The sequence below is a fragment of the Gordonia sp. JH63 genome (assembly GCF_009856645.1).
In the GTDB taxonomy this organism is placed as follows: domain Bacteria; phylum Actinomycetota; class Actinomycetes; order Mycobacteriales; family Mycobacteriaceae; genus Gordonia; species Gordonia hongkongensis.
Map to the genome: position 1 here is coordinate 409015 of NZ_CP047235.1, position 17286 is coordinate 426300.

A 17286-nucleotide genomic window follows, 5' to 3' on the forward strand; every position below is an offset into this window, starting at 1 on the left:
GTCCCGGTGCCCGTGAGATGCCGTGGTCACGACCTTCCACTCGGCTGAACGCCGGGTAGTCTGTGAGTCTAGATGTCCGCGTCGGGCCGATCCGGTCGGCGCGGACTCGCACGTGGTGACACGACGAGGTCCCGGGTGCACTCCGGGGGGATTGTCGGTGAGGGAGTTGGCGAGATGTCGAGGCGATTGATCGCGGGTCTGGTGTGCCTGATGGTGGGGATTCTGTCGACCCCGGCCATCGCCGACGCCGCTCCCAAACAGGTGGCGCGCATCGCCAAATCCGAGAAGCTGAGTGCGCTGCGTACCGACATCTGGGTCTTCTCACCGGCGATGAACGAGCGGATCAAGCTGTCGGTCCTCACCCCGGTCGGCGGCTCGACGCCGCGGTCGACGGTCTACATGCTCGACGGTGCCGGCGCCGAGGGTGAGGTCAGCGACTGGATCACGAAGGGTCGCGCCGGCCGCTTCTTCGCCGACAAGAACGTCAACGTCGTACTCCCCACCGGAGGAAAGGGCACCTTCTACACCGACTGGCAGAAGAAGGACGCCGCGCTCGGCAAGCCGATGTGGGAGACGTTCCTCACCAAGGAGCTGCCGCCGCTGATCGACGACCGGTTCGACGGCAACGGCCGCAACGCGGTCATCGGGCTGTCGATGGGTGGGCAGGCCGCGTTCTCCCTGGCCATCCGGCACCCGGAGATGTACACCGGCGTCGCCTCGCTCAGCGGCTGCCCGCCGGTGTCCGGTCCCGTCAACGAGGCCTACGTCCGTACGACGGTCGGTCGCGACGGCGGCGACGCCACCAACATGTGGGGCCCGTTCGGCTCCGCGGGCTGGCGCGCACACGACCCGAGTCTTCATCTCGACCGGTTGCGCGGAAAGAACATCTTCATCGCCGCCGGGTCCGGCGCCATCGGCCCCCTCGACCTCCAGCGTCAGATCGAGCCGGACGAGGGGCCGCGCGACGTCGTGACGGCATCCTCGTCGGCGCTCGAACTGGGTGCCTACCGCTGTTCGCTCGAGTTCGCCATCACGATGCGTGCCGCGGGGGTGCCCTACACCGACGGTTTCCGCCTCATCGGAACCCACACGTGGGCGTACTGGGAGCGCGACCTCGCGGCCCTGTGGCCGACCATCGGCCGGGGGCTCTGACCGGCTCGGTCGGCTCGCGGTCCAGGATCAGCTCCGGGGGCCGTCCCAGCCCTCGGCGAACCGCAGGAACACGTCGTCCTCGGCGGCGTTGGTGACGGTCACCCGCACGCCGTCGCCGTCGAACGGGCGGACCACCACCCCGGCGTCGACGCAGGCGCGCGCGAAGTCCATCGACGCCGCTCCCAGGTCGAGCCACACGAAGTTGGCCTGCGAATCGGGGACCCGGTAGCCCGCGTCGCGCAGTCGTGCGGTGACGCGGGCACGTTCGGCGACGACCGCGTCGGTGCGGGCCAGCAGCTGGTCGCCGGCGTCGAGGCTGGCGAGCGCGGCGGCCTGGGCGACGCTGCTGACCGAGAACGGAACGTGAACCTTGCCGAGGGCGGTGATGACCTCCGGATCGGCGATCGCGTAACCCACGCGCAGCCCGGCCAGCCCGTACGCCTTCGAGAAGGTGCGCAGCACCACGAGGTTGCGGAACTCGCGTCGGAGTTCGAGTGCGTCGTACGCCTGACTCGACGGCAGGCGCAGGTACTCGAAGTACGCCTCGTCGAGCGCGACGATGACGTCGGACGGCACGGTCTGCAGGAACTCCCGCAGGTCGGCTGCCTCGACCACGGTCCCGGTCGGGTTGTTCGGATTGCACACGAAGATCAACCGCGTGCGGTCGGTGACCGCGTCGGCCATCGCGCGCAGGTCGTAGGTCAGATCGCCGGTGAGCGGGACCTGGACCGGTGTCGCGCCCGCGACGCGCGTCGCCAGGGGATAGGTCTCGAAGGACCGCCACCCGAAGACCACCTCGTCGCCCGGTCCGCTGGTGACGAGGATGAGGTTCTGGCAGAGGATGACCGACCCGCATCCCACCTGGACCTCGTCTTCGGTGACCCCGAGGCTCTTGGCCAGCGCTGCGGTCAGCTCCACCATCCCGTTGTCGGGGTAGCGGTTCACGGCTGCGGCCGCCGCGCCGATGGCCTCGACGACGCTCGGCAACGGACCTTCGGTGACTTCGTTGCTGGCGAGTTTCACCGCTCCCGGAAACGTCTTGCCCGGTACGTATACGGGAAGGTCGTCCAGGTCGGGGCGGATTCGCAGGCTCACCCGACCAATGTAGGCCGCGACCCCGATGAGGCAGAAACCGGCTCTGACCAACCGGTTTGCTTGTGGACGCGGAGGGTGTGTAACCTTTCGACTCGGCAGTTCGAAAGGACTCCGCCAAGGAGGCGTGCCAGAGCGGCCGAATGGGACTCACTGCTAATGAGTTGTCTCGCTAAAACGGGACCGGAGGTTCAAATCCTCTCGCCTCCGCCACCGCAGTCGGCCGACGGCGGTACAACTGAATAGCACGCGCCCGTAGCTCAACGGATAGAGCATCTGACTACGGATCAGAAGGTTTGGGGTTCGAATCCCTACGGGCGCACAGAGAATCGCCAGGCGAGACCATGTCTCGCCTGGCGTTTTTGTTTCGTCTTCTCACCACGAGATGCTGATCCCCAACTATAGTTGCGATAATCTAACTTTAGTTGGAAGGGAGTCGGAGATGCAGCTGCACAAGCCGTTCGCGACGGTGACGCCGACCCTGGACGGCGACGTGCTCGACGTCCTTGCGAGCGCAGATGAGACATTCACGATCACTCAGGTCCAGCGTATTCTTGACTCCGCATCGGGAGAAGGTATTCGCAAGGTTCTCAACCGCCTCACCAAACAGGGCGTGGTGCTGCAGGACGAGGTGGGTAGGACCCACACTTACCGTCTCAACACCGAGCATCTAGCGGCTGACGCCATCATGGCGGTATCGCGCCTGAACTCGACTTTTCTGCGCCGACTCGAACAACACCTGGGCAGCTGGGGGAGCACGCTGCGTTACGCCGCCGTGTTCGGTTCGGCCGCAACGGGGCGGATGGCGCTCGACAGCGACATCGATTTGTTCCTGGTGCGGGGCCCTGATTCCTCCGACGACGGGGACGACGTGTGGGAACAACGGGTGACCGAACTCGCTCGACTGATCACCGCATGGACCGGTAACGACGGCCGGATTGTCGAGTACGCCGAGCAGGAGTTTCGGGCCGCGGCCTCTGCCGGTGAGCCTGTGCTCGACGATGTGTCGAAGCAGGGCCTGACCGTCGCGGGGACACGGTCCTGGTTCAACGCGCAGCTGCGTTCGGTGAGGAGGCCTTGATGGCCGGACAGCGGAACTGTGACTCCGGGGTCACCGCGGGGCGTCTGTCGAAGGCGAACGAATTTTTCGACGCCGCAGAACTTCTCGTCGACGAAATGCCCAACGCTGCCGGCGACTTGTACGTCGATGCGGGTATCGCTGCCGCGGACGCGATCTGCTGCGTGCGCCTCGGTGCGCACTCGAACACCGGCAACCACAGTGAGGCTGTTGCCCTGCTCCGGCGAGCGGACAGCGGATCCGAACGGCATCTGAATACTCTGCTCAATTTGAAGAACAAGGTTGCCTACACACATCAGGACCTGAGCTCCGCAGAGTTGAAGAAGATGAACCGCGCTGCGGAGCATTTGGTCGAGGCGGCGAAGCAGGCGGTTGCGGCTCGGGGGTAGCGCCGCGTGCAGAGAGTCTGGGGTTCGAATCCCTACGGGCGCACCACAAAGGCCCGTCACCGATCCCGGTGACGGGCCCTTTTCTGTGTGCACCGGAACCCTGGGTGGGTGGACGAGGTGCCGGTGCTGTCATCCATCCTCGCCGAGGTCCGGGACGTAGACACGAGTACGGCACTACCCCAATCGCCGGCGCCACCACTACGTGCGGAGGATCACCAACTGCTGAGTCGCCCGGGTCATCGACACGTAGCGGTCGTCGGGGTCGACGAGCACCACGAGGTCGAACTCGAGCCCCTTGGCGAGGGTGGGGGTGAGCGACCGCACGCGGTCGGTCCCGGCGAAGCCGGGTTCGCCGATCACACAGGCGATTCCGTCCGGATGCGTCGAGGTCCAGTCGTCGACCACCGTGTCGAGGCCTGCGCGGTCGCCGTAGGTGACCGGAATGCCCGCGCGCCGAACCGAAGTCGGCACGTTCGCGTCGGGGAGCGCCGCGCGGATGACGGGGGCGGCCGCATCCATGATCTCTTCCGGGGTCCGGTAGTTGATCGTGAGTCCCGCCGAGGTGACGTCGCGCAGACCGACGCGACGAAGTCGCTCTGCCCACGACTCGGGGAATCCGCGTCGTGCCTGCGCGCGGTCGCCGCCGACGGTGAAGCTCTTCGACGGGCAACGGTCGATCAGCATCTGCCACTGGGCGTCGGTGAGTTCCTGCGCTTCGTCGACGACGATGTGTGCGAACGGCCCGGACAGTGGGCGGGCGGTCTCGCTCACCGACCCGTCCCCGAGGTGGTGGCGCAGGTTCTCGTGCCGGAGCATCGTCATGAGTCCCTCGCCGTCGTCGTGGACCTCGGCGGCGATCAGATCGTCGACCACCTGGTCGATCCGCTCGCGTTCCCTCGTCAGGTCCGCGCGCCGCCGGCGACGTCGGGCCGACGCTGCCGGGTCCCCGATCCGGCGGTGGGCGCGGTCGAGGATCGGCAGGTCGGCATCGGTCCAGGCGTCGGGGACGCTGCGCTGGAGTGCACGTACCTCGCCGGGCGACAGCCACGGCGCACACATGCGGAGGAAGGCCGGCACCGACCACAGGTCACCGACGATCTCGGCGGCGTCCAGGATCGGCCACGCCCGCGAGAAGGCCGCCTCGAGTTCGTCATTCGCCGCCAACGCACGACGCAGCGCGTGCTGGGGCACGTCGTCGTCGTGTCGCGACGCGATGATCGACACCAGTTCTTCCCACACCTCGTCCCGCGCCTCGTTGTGTGCGGTTCCGCGCTCGGCTGCGTCGAAGGCGTCCGCCCAGTCGCCGGCGGTCAGAGTCGTCTCCGTCCAGGGTGTTTCGACCACGAACGGCGTCGTCGGCGGTTGTTCGTAGAACTTCACCGCCGGCTCGACCGCCTCGACCATGCGAGCCGACGACTTCAACCGTGCCACGTCGACGTCGGCTTCGGTTGTCGCCGAATCACCTTCGACGACGAGATCGGCGAGATTGCACGTCTGGACGCTCTCCTCGCCGAGGCTCGGCAGCACATCGGCGACGTAGGCGAGGTACGGCCGATGAGGTCCGACGACGAGCAACCCGCCCCGATGACCGGCGAGGCGCGGATCGGCGTAGACGAGGTAGGCGGCACGATGCAGCGCGACGACGGTCTTGCCGGTTCCCGGCCCGCCGTCGACGACGAGGGTCCCGTGCGAGTCGGCTCGGATGATCGCGTCCTGATCGGTGGCGATGGTGCCCAGAACATCTCGCATGCGCGGGGAACGACTGGCGCCGAGGTCGGCGAGGAACGCGGACTGCTCGTCGAGCGTCGCGTGGGAGGCGAGCACCGCGGGGTCGTCGACGAAGACCTCGTCCCAGTAGTCGGTGCTCCGGCCGTGGGTCCAGCGGTAGCGGCGTCGGCTCACCAGTCCCATCGGGTCGCGGCGGGTGGCGGCGAAGAACGGCGCGGCCAGCGGGGTGCGCCAGTCGACGAGCAGGGTCTCGCCGGCGGCATCGGTCAGCCCGAGCCGGCCGATGTAGAGGATCTCCCCGCCGTCGCGGACCAGCCGACCCAGGCACAGGTCGAGGCCGAACCGCCGCAGCGATCGGATGCGTGCGCCGAGCTGGTGGATCTCCATGTCGCGTCGACGGCCCGGCGACCCCTGCCACCGGCTTCGCGCCGAAGCTGCTGCAGGCGCTCGTCTGCGTCGGCCAAGTTGCGTCGAAGGTTCGTGGTGATCGAGGCGAAGTGTCGGGTGTCGTCGGTGACGAGGGCCGGATCGTTCTTCGGGGACAGGCTGTCGGGGAGGGCGAACACCGCGGTGGACGTTGACGTCGCGGTGTCGGGGACTGGGGTTTCGGGGACTGGGGGCACAGAGATGACTCCGAATCAGCAGGTGGCAGGGGTGGTCGTCGCAGGTGAGACAGCGATTCTGCACCAGAAAGGGCGGCTTGCGGCAAGCCCCTGTCCAGGTCTTATGGTGAAAGGGGCAGAGATCGGCGGGTGCGCAGGTGAAACGGACCCCGATATCACTTGTCCTGGACGTCCGCGCAGCTGTTGCCGCCCGCGGTGCTGTATGTGAAAGTACTTTCAGTTCACTACGGTGAACTCTTTTCGGTGGGGCCTGTCAGGGGGCTGCCGCCCCCGAGGGGCACGGGGGTGGGGCGGCAGCGCGGCCACGGTTTCCCCATCTCCGTCATCGGTGTTCGGGCTCATTCGACCGACTGGTTCGCTGTCGTCGCGGCATCGTCGTGGCCTGCGGTTTTCCGATCGTCGAGGTGGGCTCCCGACTTCGCGCCGTAAGGTCGGAGAGGGAATGACGCGCGGCGTCGAGCCGAACCGTAGGTTCGGTTGAGGCCGCGCCGCGTCGACGACGACGCTCGAGAATCCGACCGGAGGCCGACGATGGGACAGCCGTACGGGGGGCCGAACCCCGGCGCTCACGACCCTCGACGCCGCGACGGAGGCGGCAGCCAGACCGGCGGGTCGCCTCGCGATCTCTACGGGCAACCCGTCGCACCGCAGCTCTATCCGCCGCTCGGGTACGCCGCGGACGGGACCCCGATGTTCCGCCCCGGCCAGCCGACCAACACCGAGCTCACCATGGCCGAGCGCGCTGAGCGTGCCGAGGCCGAACGCGTCGCGGCCGCCGAGCGAGAGGCCGAAAGCGCCGACGGCCGACCGGGTTCACGCATTCGCAAGGTGCCCACCGCGACCCTGATCCTGACCCTGGGCGTGGTGGTGCTGCTCGTGGTGGCTTTCGTCGGGTTCCTCGGGCTGCGGGAGGAGGCACCGCAGGACCGCTTCGCCGACTCGCCGCCGGTCACCGACACCATGCCGATCCCACGCACCTTCGAACCACCCAGCCTCACCCCGCCCGACCCGGGACAGCAGCTTCCGGGCCAACCTGGTGAGCGCATCGATCCGCAGAACAAACCGGTGACCTACGAGGCGACCATCGACGGGCAGGCCACCATCCTCTACGTTGACAACAACGGCCTGCGCTCGGAGTTCGCCCCGACGAATCCGTGGACCGTCCAGTTCACCGGCGGGGTCAACCCGCTGCGCCTCCTGGTCATCGCGGGAACGGGTAGCTCGGTGAGTTGCTCGATCACGGTGGCGGGCGAGGTGGTGGTCGAAGACACCGTGACGCCGTCATCGGCCCGCCGGACCGCGTCCTGTATCGCCTGAACGGTTACATCTTCGGGGTCCCGGACCGGGTGATCGGTCGGGTGACCAGGTCGTCCGATGTGTGATCGGGGCGGTTGCTCGCTACCGTGGTCACGTGAGTTCTCCGCAGACAGCCCCTGACAGCGGTCAGTCCTCCGCCACCAACGACGAGTTCAAGACGATGCTCACGTGGCGAGGCGAAGACACCGATCGACTGGAACAGGTCCGCCTGGTCGTGTCCGGCGCACGACTCAAGGCCTATGGACGGATCATCGCCGCGGCGACCGCCGACCACGAGGCGTTCTCCGCGTCCTACGAACTGCAGACCACCGATGCCGGTGTGGTCAAGCGGCTCACCGTTCACCTGGTACGCACTGACGGTGAGACGCAGTTCGGCATCACGCGCGACGACGAGGGCACGTGGCTGATCCGTCGTCCCGATGGTGAGACCACCCGCTCGGACTTCGACGGCGCCGAAGACGTGGACCTCGCTCTGTCGCCGATGTTCAACGCCTTGCCGATCCGGCGACGTGCCCTCTCGGCGGCGACTCCCGGTGCGGTCGAGATCCCCGTCGCCTACATGTACCTGCCCAGCGGAGACGTGAAGCCGGCGACGATGTCGTACACCCCGGGCACGGACGGATTCCGTGTGGTGTCGCCGCTTGCGACCACCACCATCACCGTGGACGAGAACAACTTCGTCGTCGACTACCCGGGTCTCGCACGCCGGGTCTGACACGAAAGAAACACACCCGCACAACTCTTGATCCCTGAGGTGCGAGTAGCGCAAGCGACGAGCCTCGAAGGGCCTGGTGAGGCACCCTGCCAGACCCTTCGAGGCTCGCTTCGCTCGCACCTCAGCAACTGCGGCCTGGCAGCCGTCGTGGATCACGAAAGAACCGTTGTGCACGTGCGAGCCCTTCTACTGCTCCCTGAGGAGCGAGCTTGCGAGCGTCACGAAGGGTCTTGGTGAGTCGGGTTGCGAAGACCCTTCGTGACGCGCCCTCCGCAAGCTCCGGGCGCTCCTCAGGGAGCGGAGGGGGGTAGCCCTCCGCAAGCTCCGGGCGCTCCTCAGGGAGCAGGGGGCAGGTCGTTCTTTCGGATTAGGGAGCAGCTGCCAGGTCGGGGAGGCGGCACGACCGTGCAGTTGTCTCGTGGTCCGCGGCCTTCAGCCCACCCACACCCGGCCCTGATGGGCCTGACGGCGTAGTTCCTGCTGCCACCCGTCGTCGCCGACCGTCACCCCGGAGATCACCTCCGCGGCGCCGGAATGCAGTTGCTCGTACGCCTTCCGCGCGCGGTGCCCGTCGTCGACCAGCACTTCGGCGGTTCCGTGGTCGCGGAGTTCGTCGCGGACGGCGGTGAGGCGGTCGATGGTCTCGCTGAGGACGTTGAGCACGGCGATGCCGTTGGCCTCGATCATCGCGCGTTGCAGGGCGGGTGCGGTGCCGGCGACCCGGGTGCCGTCCCGGAAGCTGCCGGCGGCCAGGCGTAGGGCGAGGTCGCTCTCACCGGCCCCGACGGCGGCCGTGGCCGCGGCGGTCAGGTGTGGCAGATGCGAGATCGCGGCGACCGCCCGATCGTGCGCGTCGGGTGCGACCGGCACCACTCGCGAGCCGACCGTCACGGCCAGCGCGGCCACCGTGAGCCAGTCGTCGGCTGGGGTGTGATCGGTGGTGGTGACCGCCCACATGGCCCCGTCGAAGAGGGTGGCGTCGGTTGCCGCCCAGCCCGACGAACTGGTCCCGGCCATCGGATGCCCGCCGACGTATCGACCTCCGGGATGCAGATCGGCGAGTAGGCGCTCGACTTCCTGCTTGACGCTGATGACGTCGGTGACCAGGAGCCCGGGCGCGTTCTCGGCGATGGCCGTCACCAGGGGGCCGATCGTCGTCACCGGTGTCGCGAGCACGAGCAGTGCGTCCGACGACGCCGCGCGCCGAAGCGTCGCAACAAGATCCGCGGACGCGTCATACCCGTCGCCGATGGCCGCATCGACGGTCGTGGCCGACCGGTTGTAGCCGAACGCCTCGTGCCCGGCGTCGTGCAGGGCCCGCAGCAGCGAGCCGCCGATCAGGCCGAGACCCAGCACACAGACCGGCGTGGGAAGGGCGACAGCTGGGGACGACGGCGCGGCAGTCACCCTGACACGTTCCCATACCGGTCATGCCCGGTGAACCGGGACTTGGGAGTACCGGTGATAGGGGCTACGGTTTGTCGCATGGCCGGTGCCGGATTTGGGAAGTCGGGGTCGAACGCGCAGGACGTGGACGACGACATCGACGGTTTCGCCGTGGCGGTCGTCCGCGACGAGAGCGGTTGGAAGGTCACCGCGATGAAACCGTCGGCGCTCTCCGATCTCGAGGACGCCGAGACCCAGTTGCGTGAGCTGCGTTCGGCGGGCGCGGTCTTCGGGCTCCTCGACGTCGACGACGAGTTCTTCATCATCGTCCGCCCGTCGCCGACTGGGGCGCGTCTCCTGATCTCCGATGCGACCGCATCCGTCGACTACGACATCGCGGTCGACGCATTGGACGCCCTCAACATCGAGGTCCCCGACATCGATCCGGACGAGCTCGATCAGATCGATCCGTGGGAGGAAGGGGACCTCGGGTTGCTCGCGGACCTGGGACTGCCCGACGCGGTCATGAGCATCATCGTCGGGGACACCGATCTGTACGCCGACGAACAGCTCGGCATGATCGCGGCGCGGCTCGGTTTCGCCGACGAGCTGGGCAAGGTTCTCGACTCGCTCGGCCACTGAGCCCGCACGAAGCCGCGCGATGAGTGCGCCCGCCTGGGAGGCCATGGTCCGCTCCGCGCTCGACGCGGCGGCACTGTCGGGGACCGACGACGTACCCATCGGGGCAGTCGTGTTCGACCCCGAGGGCGTCGAACTGGCCCGCGCCGCCAACCGTCGCGAGGCCGATTCCGATCCGACGGCCCACGCCGAGGTGCTTGCTTTGCGTGCCGCGGCGCGGGCGTTCGGTGATGGATGGCGGCTCCCGGGATGCACTATCGCGGTGACCGTCGAACCGTGCACGATGTGTGCCGGAGCGATCACGCTGTCCCGGGTCGACGCCGTGGTCTTCGGGGCGTGGGAGCCCAAGACCGGTGCCGTCGGTTCGCTGTGGGACGTCGTCCGCGATCCACGGCTGGCGCATCGCCCCCAGGTCAAGGGCGGCGTCCTCGAAGCCGAGTGCCGCGCACTCATGGTCGACTTCTTCGCCACCCGACGACACCCGTGAACGCACGCGTCTCGGGGTCGTGAGACGCCAAGATCGGTGAGATCTCAGGGTGCGGACCGGTGGTCGGCGGCGGGCGGTCCTGGCAGATTGGACGTCAGCATCCCCGATCCGCGAGGAGTAATCATGACCGATCCGTCCGACAAGGTGACCGCGGCCTTCGACACCGCCAAGGCCAAGATCAACGAGCTCGCCGAGAGCGGCAAGGTCCAGAAGGCGCTGGGTACCGCGCGCGACAAGATCGACGAGTTCGTCGAGAGCAAGCAGGTCCAGGACGCGCTGGACACCGCCAAGGACAAGCTCAATGATCTCGCCGAGAACGAGAAGGTCCAAGAGGCGTTCAGTACCGCCAAGGACAAGATCAACGAGGTGTCCCAGAAGTTCAACAGCCGCTGACAGGTCGCTGAGCTGCGGTCATGCAGCTCAGCGCACACCTGTGGCACGGTGGGATGCGGGAGTCCGCTCCCCAGGCGGCGCCAGTGTCGAGCAGCCGGCGCGTCGGTCGTCGCCGAGTTCTTCCACATCGGACGGCACCCGGCCGCGCCGAACCTCACCGAGGAGGCTTCATGGGAACCACGGACGACGCCAAGAACAAGGCCGAAGAGCTCAAGGGTCGCGGCAAGGAAGCTGCCGGCAGCCTCACCGACGATCAGGACCTCAAGAACGAGGGCAAGGGCGACCAGGCGCAGGCCGAGGGCAAGCAGAAGATCACCGACGCCGCCGACGCAGTCAAGGGCAAGATCGACGACGTCAAGGACAAGCTGACCGGCCACTGATGCAGCTGGCCGCTCGACGAAGCCCGCCTGAGCAGCCGATTTAAGTCTGACCGCGGGTCTGCGGTACAGTCTTCGGCGGTGGCGTGTCCGAGCGGCCGAAGGTGCAGCACTCGAAATGCTGTGTGCGGTAACCCCGTACCGAGGGTTCAAATCCCTCCGCCACCGCCAGAAATGGCCCCCCATCCTCACGGATGGGGGGCCATTTCGCATCTCTGGGAGAGCGGTGGTCGGTCAGCCCATACTGAACGGCTTTCCGTACACGGCGATCGACTGCGACACGTTGTCGGTGGTGATGCTCACCTTGGCGTACGACCGGGCCTGCGCGTAACCGGCGCAGCCGTTCACCATCATGGTCTCGTTGGTGTACGCCAGCGTGCCCTTGCCGCCGGAGAAGCTGATCGACGACGAGTGGCCGGCGGCACCGAACGCGTCTTTGTACTCACGGTCGTTGATGACGTAGTTGACCGCCTGGCCGGGCCCGATGGTCACGCCGGCGCCGGTCTCGGCCGTCGTGGTCGCGCTCTGGAGGTCGAAGTCGGGTGCGGTCGCGCCGGCCCTGCTGTTCGAGTTACCGCCCAGCGTCAGCTGGCAGCCGACGATGTAGCCGGCGCCGACACCGATCTTCGCGGCCGGGTCGGACGTGGTCACCACATACTTGCCGGACACCCAGGCGTTGCGGTGCAGGGGCGTGGCGCCCATCGACGGGGTGATCCGCGCGGACTCTTTGCTGCGCGTGATGGTCACCGTCGTACCGTCTTTCAACTTCTTCGTGACGGATTGCCCGGGGAGTTGGACGGTGGTGTCGGCGTGTGCGGGTGCGGCATCGAGGACGGGTATCAGTGCCGCGCAGGCGACTGCGGTCGTGGACGCGATGATCCGGGTGCGCGCGGTGCGGCGCTTGGCGACGGTCATGGGAGCTCCGATTCGGCGGGTCATGGTGGTGGGCAACGGGTTCGCGGTCAGCCGATGGAGAACGGCTTGCCGTAGAGGTTCACCTTCTGGTGCACCTCGCCGGTGGTCTCGATCGTGGTGAATGCTCGCGCCTGGGCGTATCCGCCGCAGTTCTGCACGTCGATCTGCGCGTCGTCGTAACCGAGGTGGTAGGTACCGGCCTTCTCGATGTTCTTGGTGTTCAACACCACGAACGTGACGTCGCCGGCGGCCAGCGGGACGGTCAGGGTGCCCGACAGGGAGGGTGCGGTCGGGGTCAGCGATCCGGACAGACCGCCCTGAAGGCCCTTGATGTTCACCTGGCACCCGATGATGTAACCGGTGGACAGGGTGGCGGCGGCGCCGTTCGTCGCGGTTCCGTTGCTTCCGGGCAGCGTCGTCTCGCCGGCCGCGCCGACGCTCGGTCCTGCCTTGGCGGGCTTGAGATTCGGTGCGTACAAGGTGATTTGACCGCTGACCCAGGTGGTCCTGGACACCCCGTTGGCGGCCATCGACGCCGAGACCCGCGCGCTCTCCTCGGACCGGACGATCTGGATGCCCTCACCTTTCGCGGTGCCGCCCGGAAGCCGGACGAATGCATCTGCACCCGCCGACGCGGCGCCGGCCAGCAGCGCGGCAGTGACCGATCCGCCGATGAGTGCGGACAGTCCGACGGCCCGCAGGGTTCGTTGTGTCATCTCGTGCTCTCCTCGTGTCATCTACCCGTTCGGAAACGGGGTGTCGCATGCGCGTCGGGACTCATCGCAGGGGGAGGCCCGACAGTGCGGCAGGGTGGGATCGTAGGTGAACGTACCCTAAATATGAGATGAGTGAAAAACTATGTAGGGGGTTGACACCGACCCGCCTGGTAAAGGTAGCCTAACCTCTGCAAGGCGAGGGTCTCATGCCGGTGCGAGCCGGCGGAGCCGCCCGCGAGTTCTACGAGTTCGGCTGCACGGCAGACGAACTCGCTACACATACGGGGATGTGTGAGTCAGACGTCGGCTTCATGTTCGCCGCTGAGCGGCGCCCACGACACCCATGGCTCGCTGCCCGCGGTGCACACCGGTGACGCCGTCATCGACTTCGAACGGTTCTACGAGTCCGTGGAATGGATGGCCGAGCAACTGGTCTCCTGCGGGGTCCGCGCGGGCAGTCGGGTGGGCCTCGTGATCCGCACGGGTTGGGAGTTCGTGCTTGCCTGGCATTCCTTGCTGGAGGTCGACGCCGTCACGGTTCCGATCGTCCTCGGCCCATCGTGCGAACCGGCGCATTCGTGCGAGATCGGTTTCGTGCTTGCTCATGTCGACCAATGCATCGAGGTCGAGGATCTGGTCGAAGCCGCCGTGCCCCGGAAGCACTGTCGTCAGATGTACCGCGTCGGCGACGAGTTCGTCCTCGCTGCACTCCGGACGGCGGACATGCTCCGGAACGAGGGCGGCCTCGTCGTCGACCTCGGCGACGGATCACAAGACGCCACAGGCCAACTCATCGCCGAGGCGGAGCGGATGGTGGCAGACGTCGGGCTGCGTCGTGGCGAGTATGTGTCTTTCGAAGGCGATCTCGGTACTCGCGACACCATGGTCCGGATCCTCGCCTGCGCGTCGGCCGGTGCATGCGTCGCGGTCGACGCCCCGTACGGCGAGCCCCACTGGGGTGCCCCGACCACTCGCTGACCGATGCCCGATGACCGATGCCCGATGCTCAGCGCAGTGCGGCCGTGACTCGGTCCGCGAGGTCGGTCTCGCGACGCCTGCCGAGGAGCTCTACGACCTCGTCGATGCCGGATTTCGATGGCAACCACAGTGATTCGGCGAGCACCTGGAGGAGTCGGGTTCTGGTGAGCCGGGTCGGTCGCCGCCCGATCCGGGTCAGGATGTCCGCGGCGGACGACGCGGTTGCGTGCTCGGCCCGTCGAACGGCGAAGGTGTGCGGCCCGAAGTCGAGAAACACGGGCGTACCCGGCTCCAGTTCGAGCTCATCGATGAACCGCTTGATCGAGCCGGATCGTGCCTGAACCGATGCCCACGTGAAAGCCTGTGTGCCCAGCTCGGTCTCGAGTGTGACCGGTGAACCGGGGCCGATGCCGAGAAGGCCGGCGAGTGCGCTGGGTATGTTGAAACCCGTTCCGCGACACTGCGCGGGAGTGATCGTCGTCGACCAGTGCACGACGTCGTCTTCGCGGTACAGTCCGCGCGTTCGTCCCGGCGTCCGCCGCGGCCGATGTGGTCGTTCGCGTCGGGTGACGATGCCGTCGCGGATCTGGAATTCGCCGGCACCGGCATACGAACGGATTGTGGCCTCGCTGACGTCGTGACGACCGCGGATCGTCGCGATGACGTCGTCGAGGGGCACGGCCCCGTCACGGTCGGAGAGAATCGCATCGATCTGCAGATGGACCGGCTCGTATCGTGGAAGGCCCCATTTGGCAAGGCCGTAGCGGGTGCGGTCGGTTCTGACGATACGCTCGTCCGAGGCGAGCGCGTTTCGAATACTGTTGTGGGCACGCGGGATCGCCGAAGTCGCGTCGATGATGTCGTCGAAGGTCAACGGCGCGCCGCGGATCGAGAGCGCTGCGACGACGATCTCGCCCGTCGTCGACCGGGCGGCGATCGCGTGGCCGTCGAGTAGTTCGTATCCCGCCCGCAGTAGCCACCGTGCGGCCGAATCTCCGGACAGGCCCAGGTGATCCGCGATGGTGATGACCGAAGCCGCCTCGCCGGGGCGCGCCGCCGCCTCGACCGCCGACTTCGTGAACTCGGCGACCGAGCGCAGGCTGCCCCGGATGATCCAGTTCTCGCTCGTGCGCAGACCCGACGCCGCGGCCACCACCCGCCAGCACGGGGCCTCGACGCCGCCCACCGGAGTCCCGGCGAGCGTCGAGTCGGCTATGAGCGCAGCGGCGTCCGCGACCGGAGCGGCCCGGCGGTTGATCATCGCCGACAGGTCGGCGAGGGCCGGGTCCGCCTCGATCAACGAGCGCAGGCGGTGTCGTGTGGAGCGATCGATCTGGGTGACTCGCTCGCGGGACAACCCGAGAAGGTCGGCGACCTCCGACTGGGTGCGAGGGTTGGCAGCGTAGACGCGCTCGGTCAGCACCCGCCGCTCCTGGTCGGACAGTCCGGCGTCGAAGGCGGTGACCGCGTCGAGCGCGCGTCCGTCGTCCGGCGACCGTCTCGACGGTAAGGGTCCGTTGGCGTGCGCGGTCATGGATGGTGCTTTCTCGGCGGTCGGGTGACGTCGTGCAACGGTGGCCCGCCTCGGGTTCGCCGAACGCTCGCGAGGGCCTGCGCGGAGCACCTCACACGCTACCGGGACCCCGCGCACGCAGAGCTCGACCGGACCGACGACGTCCGGTGTCGGATTGTCCCCCGAGCACAAAGGTCCGGACGAAGTCTGGCCTCCGCGACCGTTTCCGTTCGCCCCTCGATTTCATAGTGTTCTGGATCACATCGACCACGACGATTTCGGAGGTAGCCCGGTGACCAGCACGTACTTCGCATGGGACCTGACCCATCGCGCCGACGCTCCGTGTGTTCGCGACGACGTGGTCGCCCTGGACTACGCCGGTTTCGCGCGTCGCGTCGAGGGTGTCGCCGAACAACTGGGCCGTGCTGGCGTTCGACCCGGGGACGTCGTGGCGACCTTTCTGCCCAACCGGATCGAACTTCTGGTCACGTTGATGGCGGCATGGCGGATCGGCGCGGTCGCCACTCCGGTCAACCCGGCATTCACCCCGGAGGAAGCCGAGTACCAGCTGGCGGATTCGGGAGCACGGGTCGTCATCGGGACCCGCGCAGCAGAACTGGGGTCCGACCGTGCCCGGTTCGACGTGGAGGAACTGGCGACGGCGCCGAGCGCGGACTGGCGGGGCTCACTGTCACCGGCCGCCGGCGACGACGCCTTGCTCATCTACACCTCCGGTTCCACGGGCAGGCCCAAGGGTGTCCGGTTGTCGCACGACAATCTGCACTACATGGCGTCGACCATGGTCACGCATTTCGGTCTCACCGCTGCCGACCATGCCCTCCTGGTGCTGCCGCTGTTCCACGTGAACGCCATCTGCGTGAGCTTCCTGGCGCCGATGCTCGCGGGCGGACAGCTCAGCATCACCGGGAAGTTCTCGCCGTCACGGTTCTTCGACGACGTCGCACGGCTCACCCCGACATACTTCTCCGCCGTACCGACCATCTACGCGCTCCTCGTGTCGCAGGAAGGTCTGACAGCCGAGGCCACCGGGTCTCTCCGGTTCGCGGTCTGCGGGGCCGCCCCGATCTCGAGAGAACTGCTCGGCCGGGTCGAGGGCGCCTTCGGGATACCTGTCGTCGAGGGTTACGGCCTGACCGAGGGCACCTGTGCGTCGGCCTGCAATCCGGTCGTCGGAGTACGCAAACTCGGGACGGTGGGCCCGGCGCTTCCGGGGCAGCGGATCGCCATCGTCGACGAACAGGGCACGGAGGTACCCACGGGTGAGATCGGTGAAGTCGTCATCAGTGGTCCGAATGTCATGCGCGGCTACCTGAATCGACCGGAGGCGACCGCGTCGACCATCGTCGGCGGCCGGCTGCACACCGGCGATGTGGGCCGCCTCGACGAGGACGGCTACCTCACCCTGGTGGACCGCATCAAGGACCTGATCATCCGCGGCGGGGAGAACATCTATCCCAAGGAGATCGAGAACGCGCTCGCGACGCATCCCGACGTGCTCGAGTGCGCGGTCGTGGGCGCACCCGACGAACTCTACGGTGAGTTGCCCGTCGCCTTCGTCGTCGCCTACCCACACCGTGGTGTCGACGCGGAGAAGCTGGCCGACCACCTCGTCGGGCGATTGGCAAAAATCAAGCAGCCGAGCACGATCCACGTCGTGGACCGACTGCCACGCAATCCGGTCGGGAAGATCGACAAACCGGCGCTGCGGTCCGGTCTCCGCAGTCCGCAGCCCATCTGATCCCCCTGATCGACACTATCTCGACGTCC

16 protein-coding genes, 3 tRNA genes and 1 pseudogene are annotated in these 17286 nt (G+C 67.5%); 14 read left to right on the forward strand and 6 right to left on the reverse strand.

Going from position 1 to position 17286, the window contains the following annotated elements; genetic code table 11:
* Nucleotides 1-174 precede the first annotated feature (174 nt).
* Nucleotides 175-1152 (forward strand): alpha/beta hydrolase family protein, encoded by a 978-nt coding sequence (locus GR168_RS01775; protein ID WP_058250980.1) that lies wholly within the window; start codon nt 175-177, stop codon nt 1150-1152.
* Nucleotides 1153-1179: 27 nt separating this feature from the next.
* On the opposite strand, the gene hisC is transcribed toward GR168_RS01775, so the two are convergent.
* Nucleotides 1180-2247 (reverse strand): histidinol-phosphate transaminase, encoded by a 1068-nt coding sequence (gene hisC, locus GR168_RS01780; protein ID WP_159369860.1) that lies wholly within the window; start codon nt 2245-2247, stop codon nt 1180-1182.
* 118 nt (nt 2248-2365) lie between these two features.
* Here hisC and GR168_RS01785 point away from each other — a divergent pair.
* From GR168_RS01785 to GR168_RS01800, 4 genes are all read left to right on the forward strand, one after another.
* Nucleotides 2366-2457, forward strand: a tRNA-Ser gene (locus tag GR168_RS01785).
* 36 nt (nt 2458-2493) lie between these two features.
* Nucleotides 2494-2566, forward strand: a tRNA-Arg gene (locus GR168_RS01790).
* Between the two features lie 120 nt (nt 2567-2686).
* The gene (locus tag GR168_RS01795; protein ID WP_159369861.1) at nt 2687-3325 is read left to right on the forward strand and encodes a nucleotidyltransferase domain-containing protein; all 639 of its coding nucleotides are present in this window, start codon (nt 2687-2689) and stop codon (nt 3323-3325) included.
* Nucleotides 3325-3711, forward strand: a complete 387-nt coding sequence (locus GR168_RS01800) for a hypothetical protein (protein WP_159369862.1) — start codon at nt 3325-3327, stop codon at nt 3709-3711. The genes GR168_RS01795 and GR168_RS01800 overlap by 1 nt, the downstream gene beginning before the upstream one ends.
* Before the next feature lie 198 nt (nt 3712-3909).
* Here GR168_RS01800 and helR read toward each other — a convergent pair.
* Nucleotides 3910-6005 (reverse strand): annotated as a pseudogene (gene helR / locus GR168_RS01805) (RNA polymerase recycling motor ATPase HelR).
* 588 nt (nt 6006-6593) lie between these two features.
* On the opposite strand from helR, the gene GR168_RS01810 reads away from it, so the two are divergent.
* Entirely contained in the window at nt 6594-7379 is a 786-nt protein-coding gene (locus GR168_RS01810; RefSeq protein ID WP_159369863.1) for a hypothetical protein, read from the forward strand.
* Between the two features lie 160 nt (nt 7380-7539).
* Nucleotides 7540-8094, forward strand: a complete 555-nt coding sequence (locus tag GR168_RS01815) for a putative glycolipid-binding domain-containing protein (protein WP_078111979.1) — start codon at nt 7540-7542, stop codon at nt 8092-8094.
* 432 nt (nt 8095-8526) lie between these two features.
* On the opposite strand, the gene GR168_RS01820 is transcribed toward GR168_RS01815, so the two are convergent.
* On the reverse strand, nt 8527-9501 hold the full coding sequence (locus GR168_RS01820) for a prephenate dehydrogenase (protein WP_078111845.1): 975 nt from the start codon (nt 9499-9501) through the stop codon (nt 8527-8529).
* 78 nt (nt 9502-9579) lie between these two features.
* On the opposite strand from GR168_RS01820, the gene GR168_RS01825 reads away from it, so the two are divergent.
* The 5 genes from GR168_RS01825 (at nt 9580) to GR168_RS01845 (ending at nt 11547) form a co-directional block, all read left to right on the forward strand.
* Entirely contained in the window at nt 9580-10122 is a 543-nt protein-coding gene (locus GR168_RS01825) for a tRNA adenosine deaminase-associated protein (protein ID WP_058250986.1), read from the forward strand.
* Between the two features lie 19 nt (nt 10123-10141).
* On the forward strand, nt 10142-10606 hold the full coding sequence (locus GR168_RS01830) for a nucleoside deaminase (protein ID WP_203235883.1): 465 nt from the start codon (nt 10142-10144) through the stop codon (nt 10604-10606).
* Between the two features lie 123 nt (nt 10607-10729).
* Complete coding sequence (locus GR168_RS01835; RefSeq protein ID WP_159369864.1) at nt 10730-10999, forward strand: hypothetical protein; 270 nt, start codon at nt 10730-10732, stop codon at nt 10997-10999.
* 170 nt (nt 11000-11169) lie between these two features.
* Entirely contained in the window at nt 11170-11379 is a 210-nt protein-coding gene (locus tag GR168_RS01840) for a CsbD family protein (RefSeq protein WP_058250988.1), read from the forward strand.
* 77 nt (nt 11380-11456) lie between these two features.
* Nucleotides 11457-11547: transfer RNA gene (locus GR168_RS01845), tRNA-Ser, on the forward strand.
* Nucleotides 11548-11610: 63 nt separating this feature from the next.
* On the opposite strand, the gene GR168_RS01850 is transcribed toward GR168_RS01845, so the two are convergent.
* Entirely contained in the window at nt 11611-12291 is a 681-nt protein-coding gene (locus tag GR168_RS01850; protein WP_238994991.1) for an MspA family porin, read from the reverse strand.
* A gap of 47 nt (nt 12292-12338) precedes the next feature.
* Nucleotides 12339-13007 (reverse strand): MspA family porin, encoded by a 669-nt coding sequence (locus GR168_RS01855; protein WP_159369866.1) that lies wholly within the window; start codon nt 13005-13007, stop codon nt 12339-12341.
* A gap of 291 nt (nt 13008-13298) precedes the next feature.
* Here GR168_RS01855 and GR168_RS01860 point away from each other — a divergent pair, with 291 nt between their 5' ends.
* Nucleotides 13299-13985, forward strand: a complete 687-nt coding sequence (locus GR168_RS01860; protein WP_238994992.1) for an AMP-binding protein — start codon at nt 13299-13301, stop codon at nt 13983-13985.
* A gap of 28 nt (nt 13986-14013) precedes the next feature.
* Here the strand turns inward: GR168_RS01860 and GR168_RS01865 are convergent, their stop codons facing one another.
* Nucleotides 14014-15519: a sigma factor-like helix-turn-helix DNA-binding protein gene (locus tag GR168_RS01865; protein WP_159369867.1), complete on the reverse strand. Its 1506-nt coding sequence runs from the start codon at nt 15517-15519 to the stop codon at nt 14014-14016.
* Nucleotides 15520-15790: 271 nt separating this feature from the next.
* On the opposite strand from GR168_RS01865, the gene GR168_RS01870 reads away from it, so the two are divergent.
* The gene (locus GR168_RS01870; protein WP_159369868.1) at nt 15791-17257 is read left to right on the forward strand and encodes an AMP-binding protein; all 1467 of its coding nucleotides are present in this window, start codon (nt 15791-15793) and stop codon (nt 17255-17257) included.
* Nucleotides 17258-17286: the final 29 nt, after the last annotated feature.

Excerpts from the sequence above, each read along its gene's own strand:
- GR168_RS01810 (WP_159369863.1), top strand. The coding sequence starts at position 6,594 with ATGGGACAGCCGTACGGGGGGCCGAACCCCGGCGCTCACGACCCTCGA.
- GR168_RS01835 (WP_159369864.1), top strand. The coding sequence starts at position 10,730 with ATGACCGATCCGTCCGACAAGGTGACCGCGGCCTTCGACACCGCCAAG.
- GR168_RS01815 (WP_078111979.1), top strand. The coding sequence starts at position 7,540 with ATGCTCACGTGGCGAGGCGAAGACACCGATCGACTGGAACAGGTCCGC.
- GR168_RS01775 (WP_058250980.1), top strand. The coding sequence starts at position 175 with ATGTCGAGGCGATTGATCGCGGGTCTGGTGTGCCTGATGGTGGGGATT.
- GR168_RS01840 (WP_058250988.1), top strand. The coding sequence starts at position 11,170 with ATGGGAACCACGGACGACGCCAAGAACAAGGCCGAAGAGCTCAAGGGT.
- GR168_RS01850 (WP_238994991.1), bottom strand. The coding sequence starts at position 12,291 with ATGACCGTCGCCAAGCGCCGCACCGCGCGCACCCGGATCATCGCGTCC.
- GR168_RS01795 (WP_159369861.1), top strand. The coding sequence starts at position 2,687 with ATGCAGCTGCACAAGCCGTTCGCGACGGTGACGCCGACCCTGGACGGC.
- GR168_RS01800 (WP_159369862.1), top strand. The coding sequence starts at position 3,325 with ATGGCCGGACAGCGGAACTGTGACTCCGGGGTCACCGCGGGGCGTCTG.
- GR168_RS01825 (WP_058250986.1), top strand. The coding sequence starts at position 9,580 with ATGGCCGGTGCCGGATTTGGGAAGTCGGGGTCGAACGCGCAGGACGTG.
- GR168_RS01865 (WP_159369867.1), bottom strand. The coding sequence starts at position 15,519 with ATGACCGCGCACGCCAACGGACCCTTACCGTCGAGACGGTCGCCGGAC.
- GR168_RS01830 (WP_203235883.1), top strand. The coding sequence starts at position 10,142 with ATGAGTGCGCCCGCCTGGGAGGCCATGGTCCGCTCCGCGCTCGACGCG.
- GR168_RS01855 (WP_159369866.1), bottom strand. The coding sequence starts at position 13,007 with ATGACACAACGAACCCTGCGGGCCGTCGGACTGTCCGCACTCATCGGC.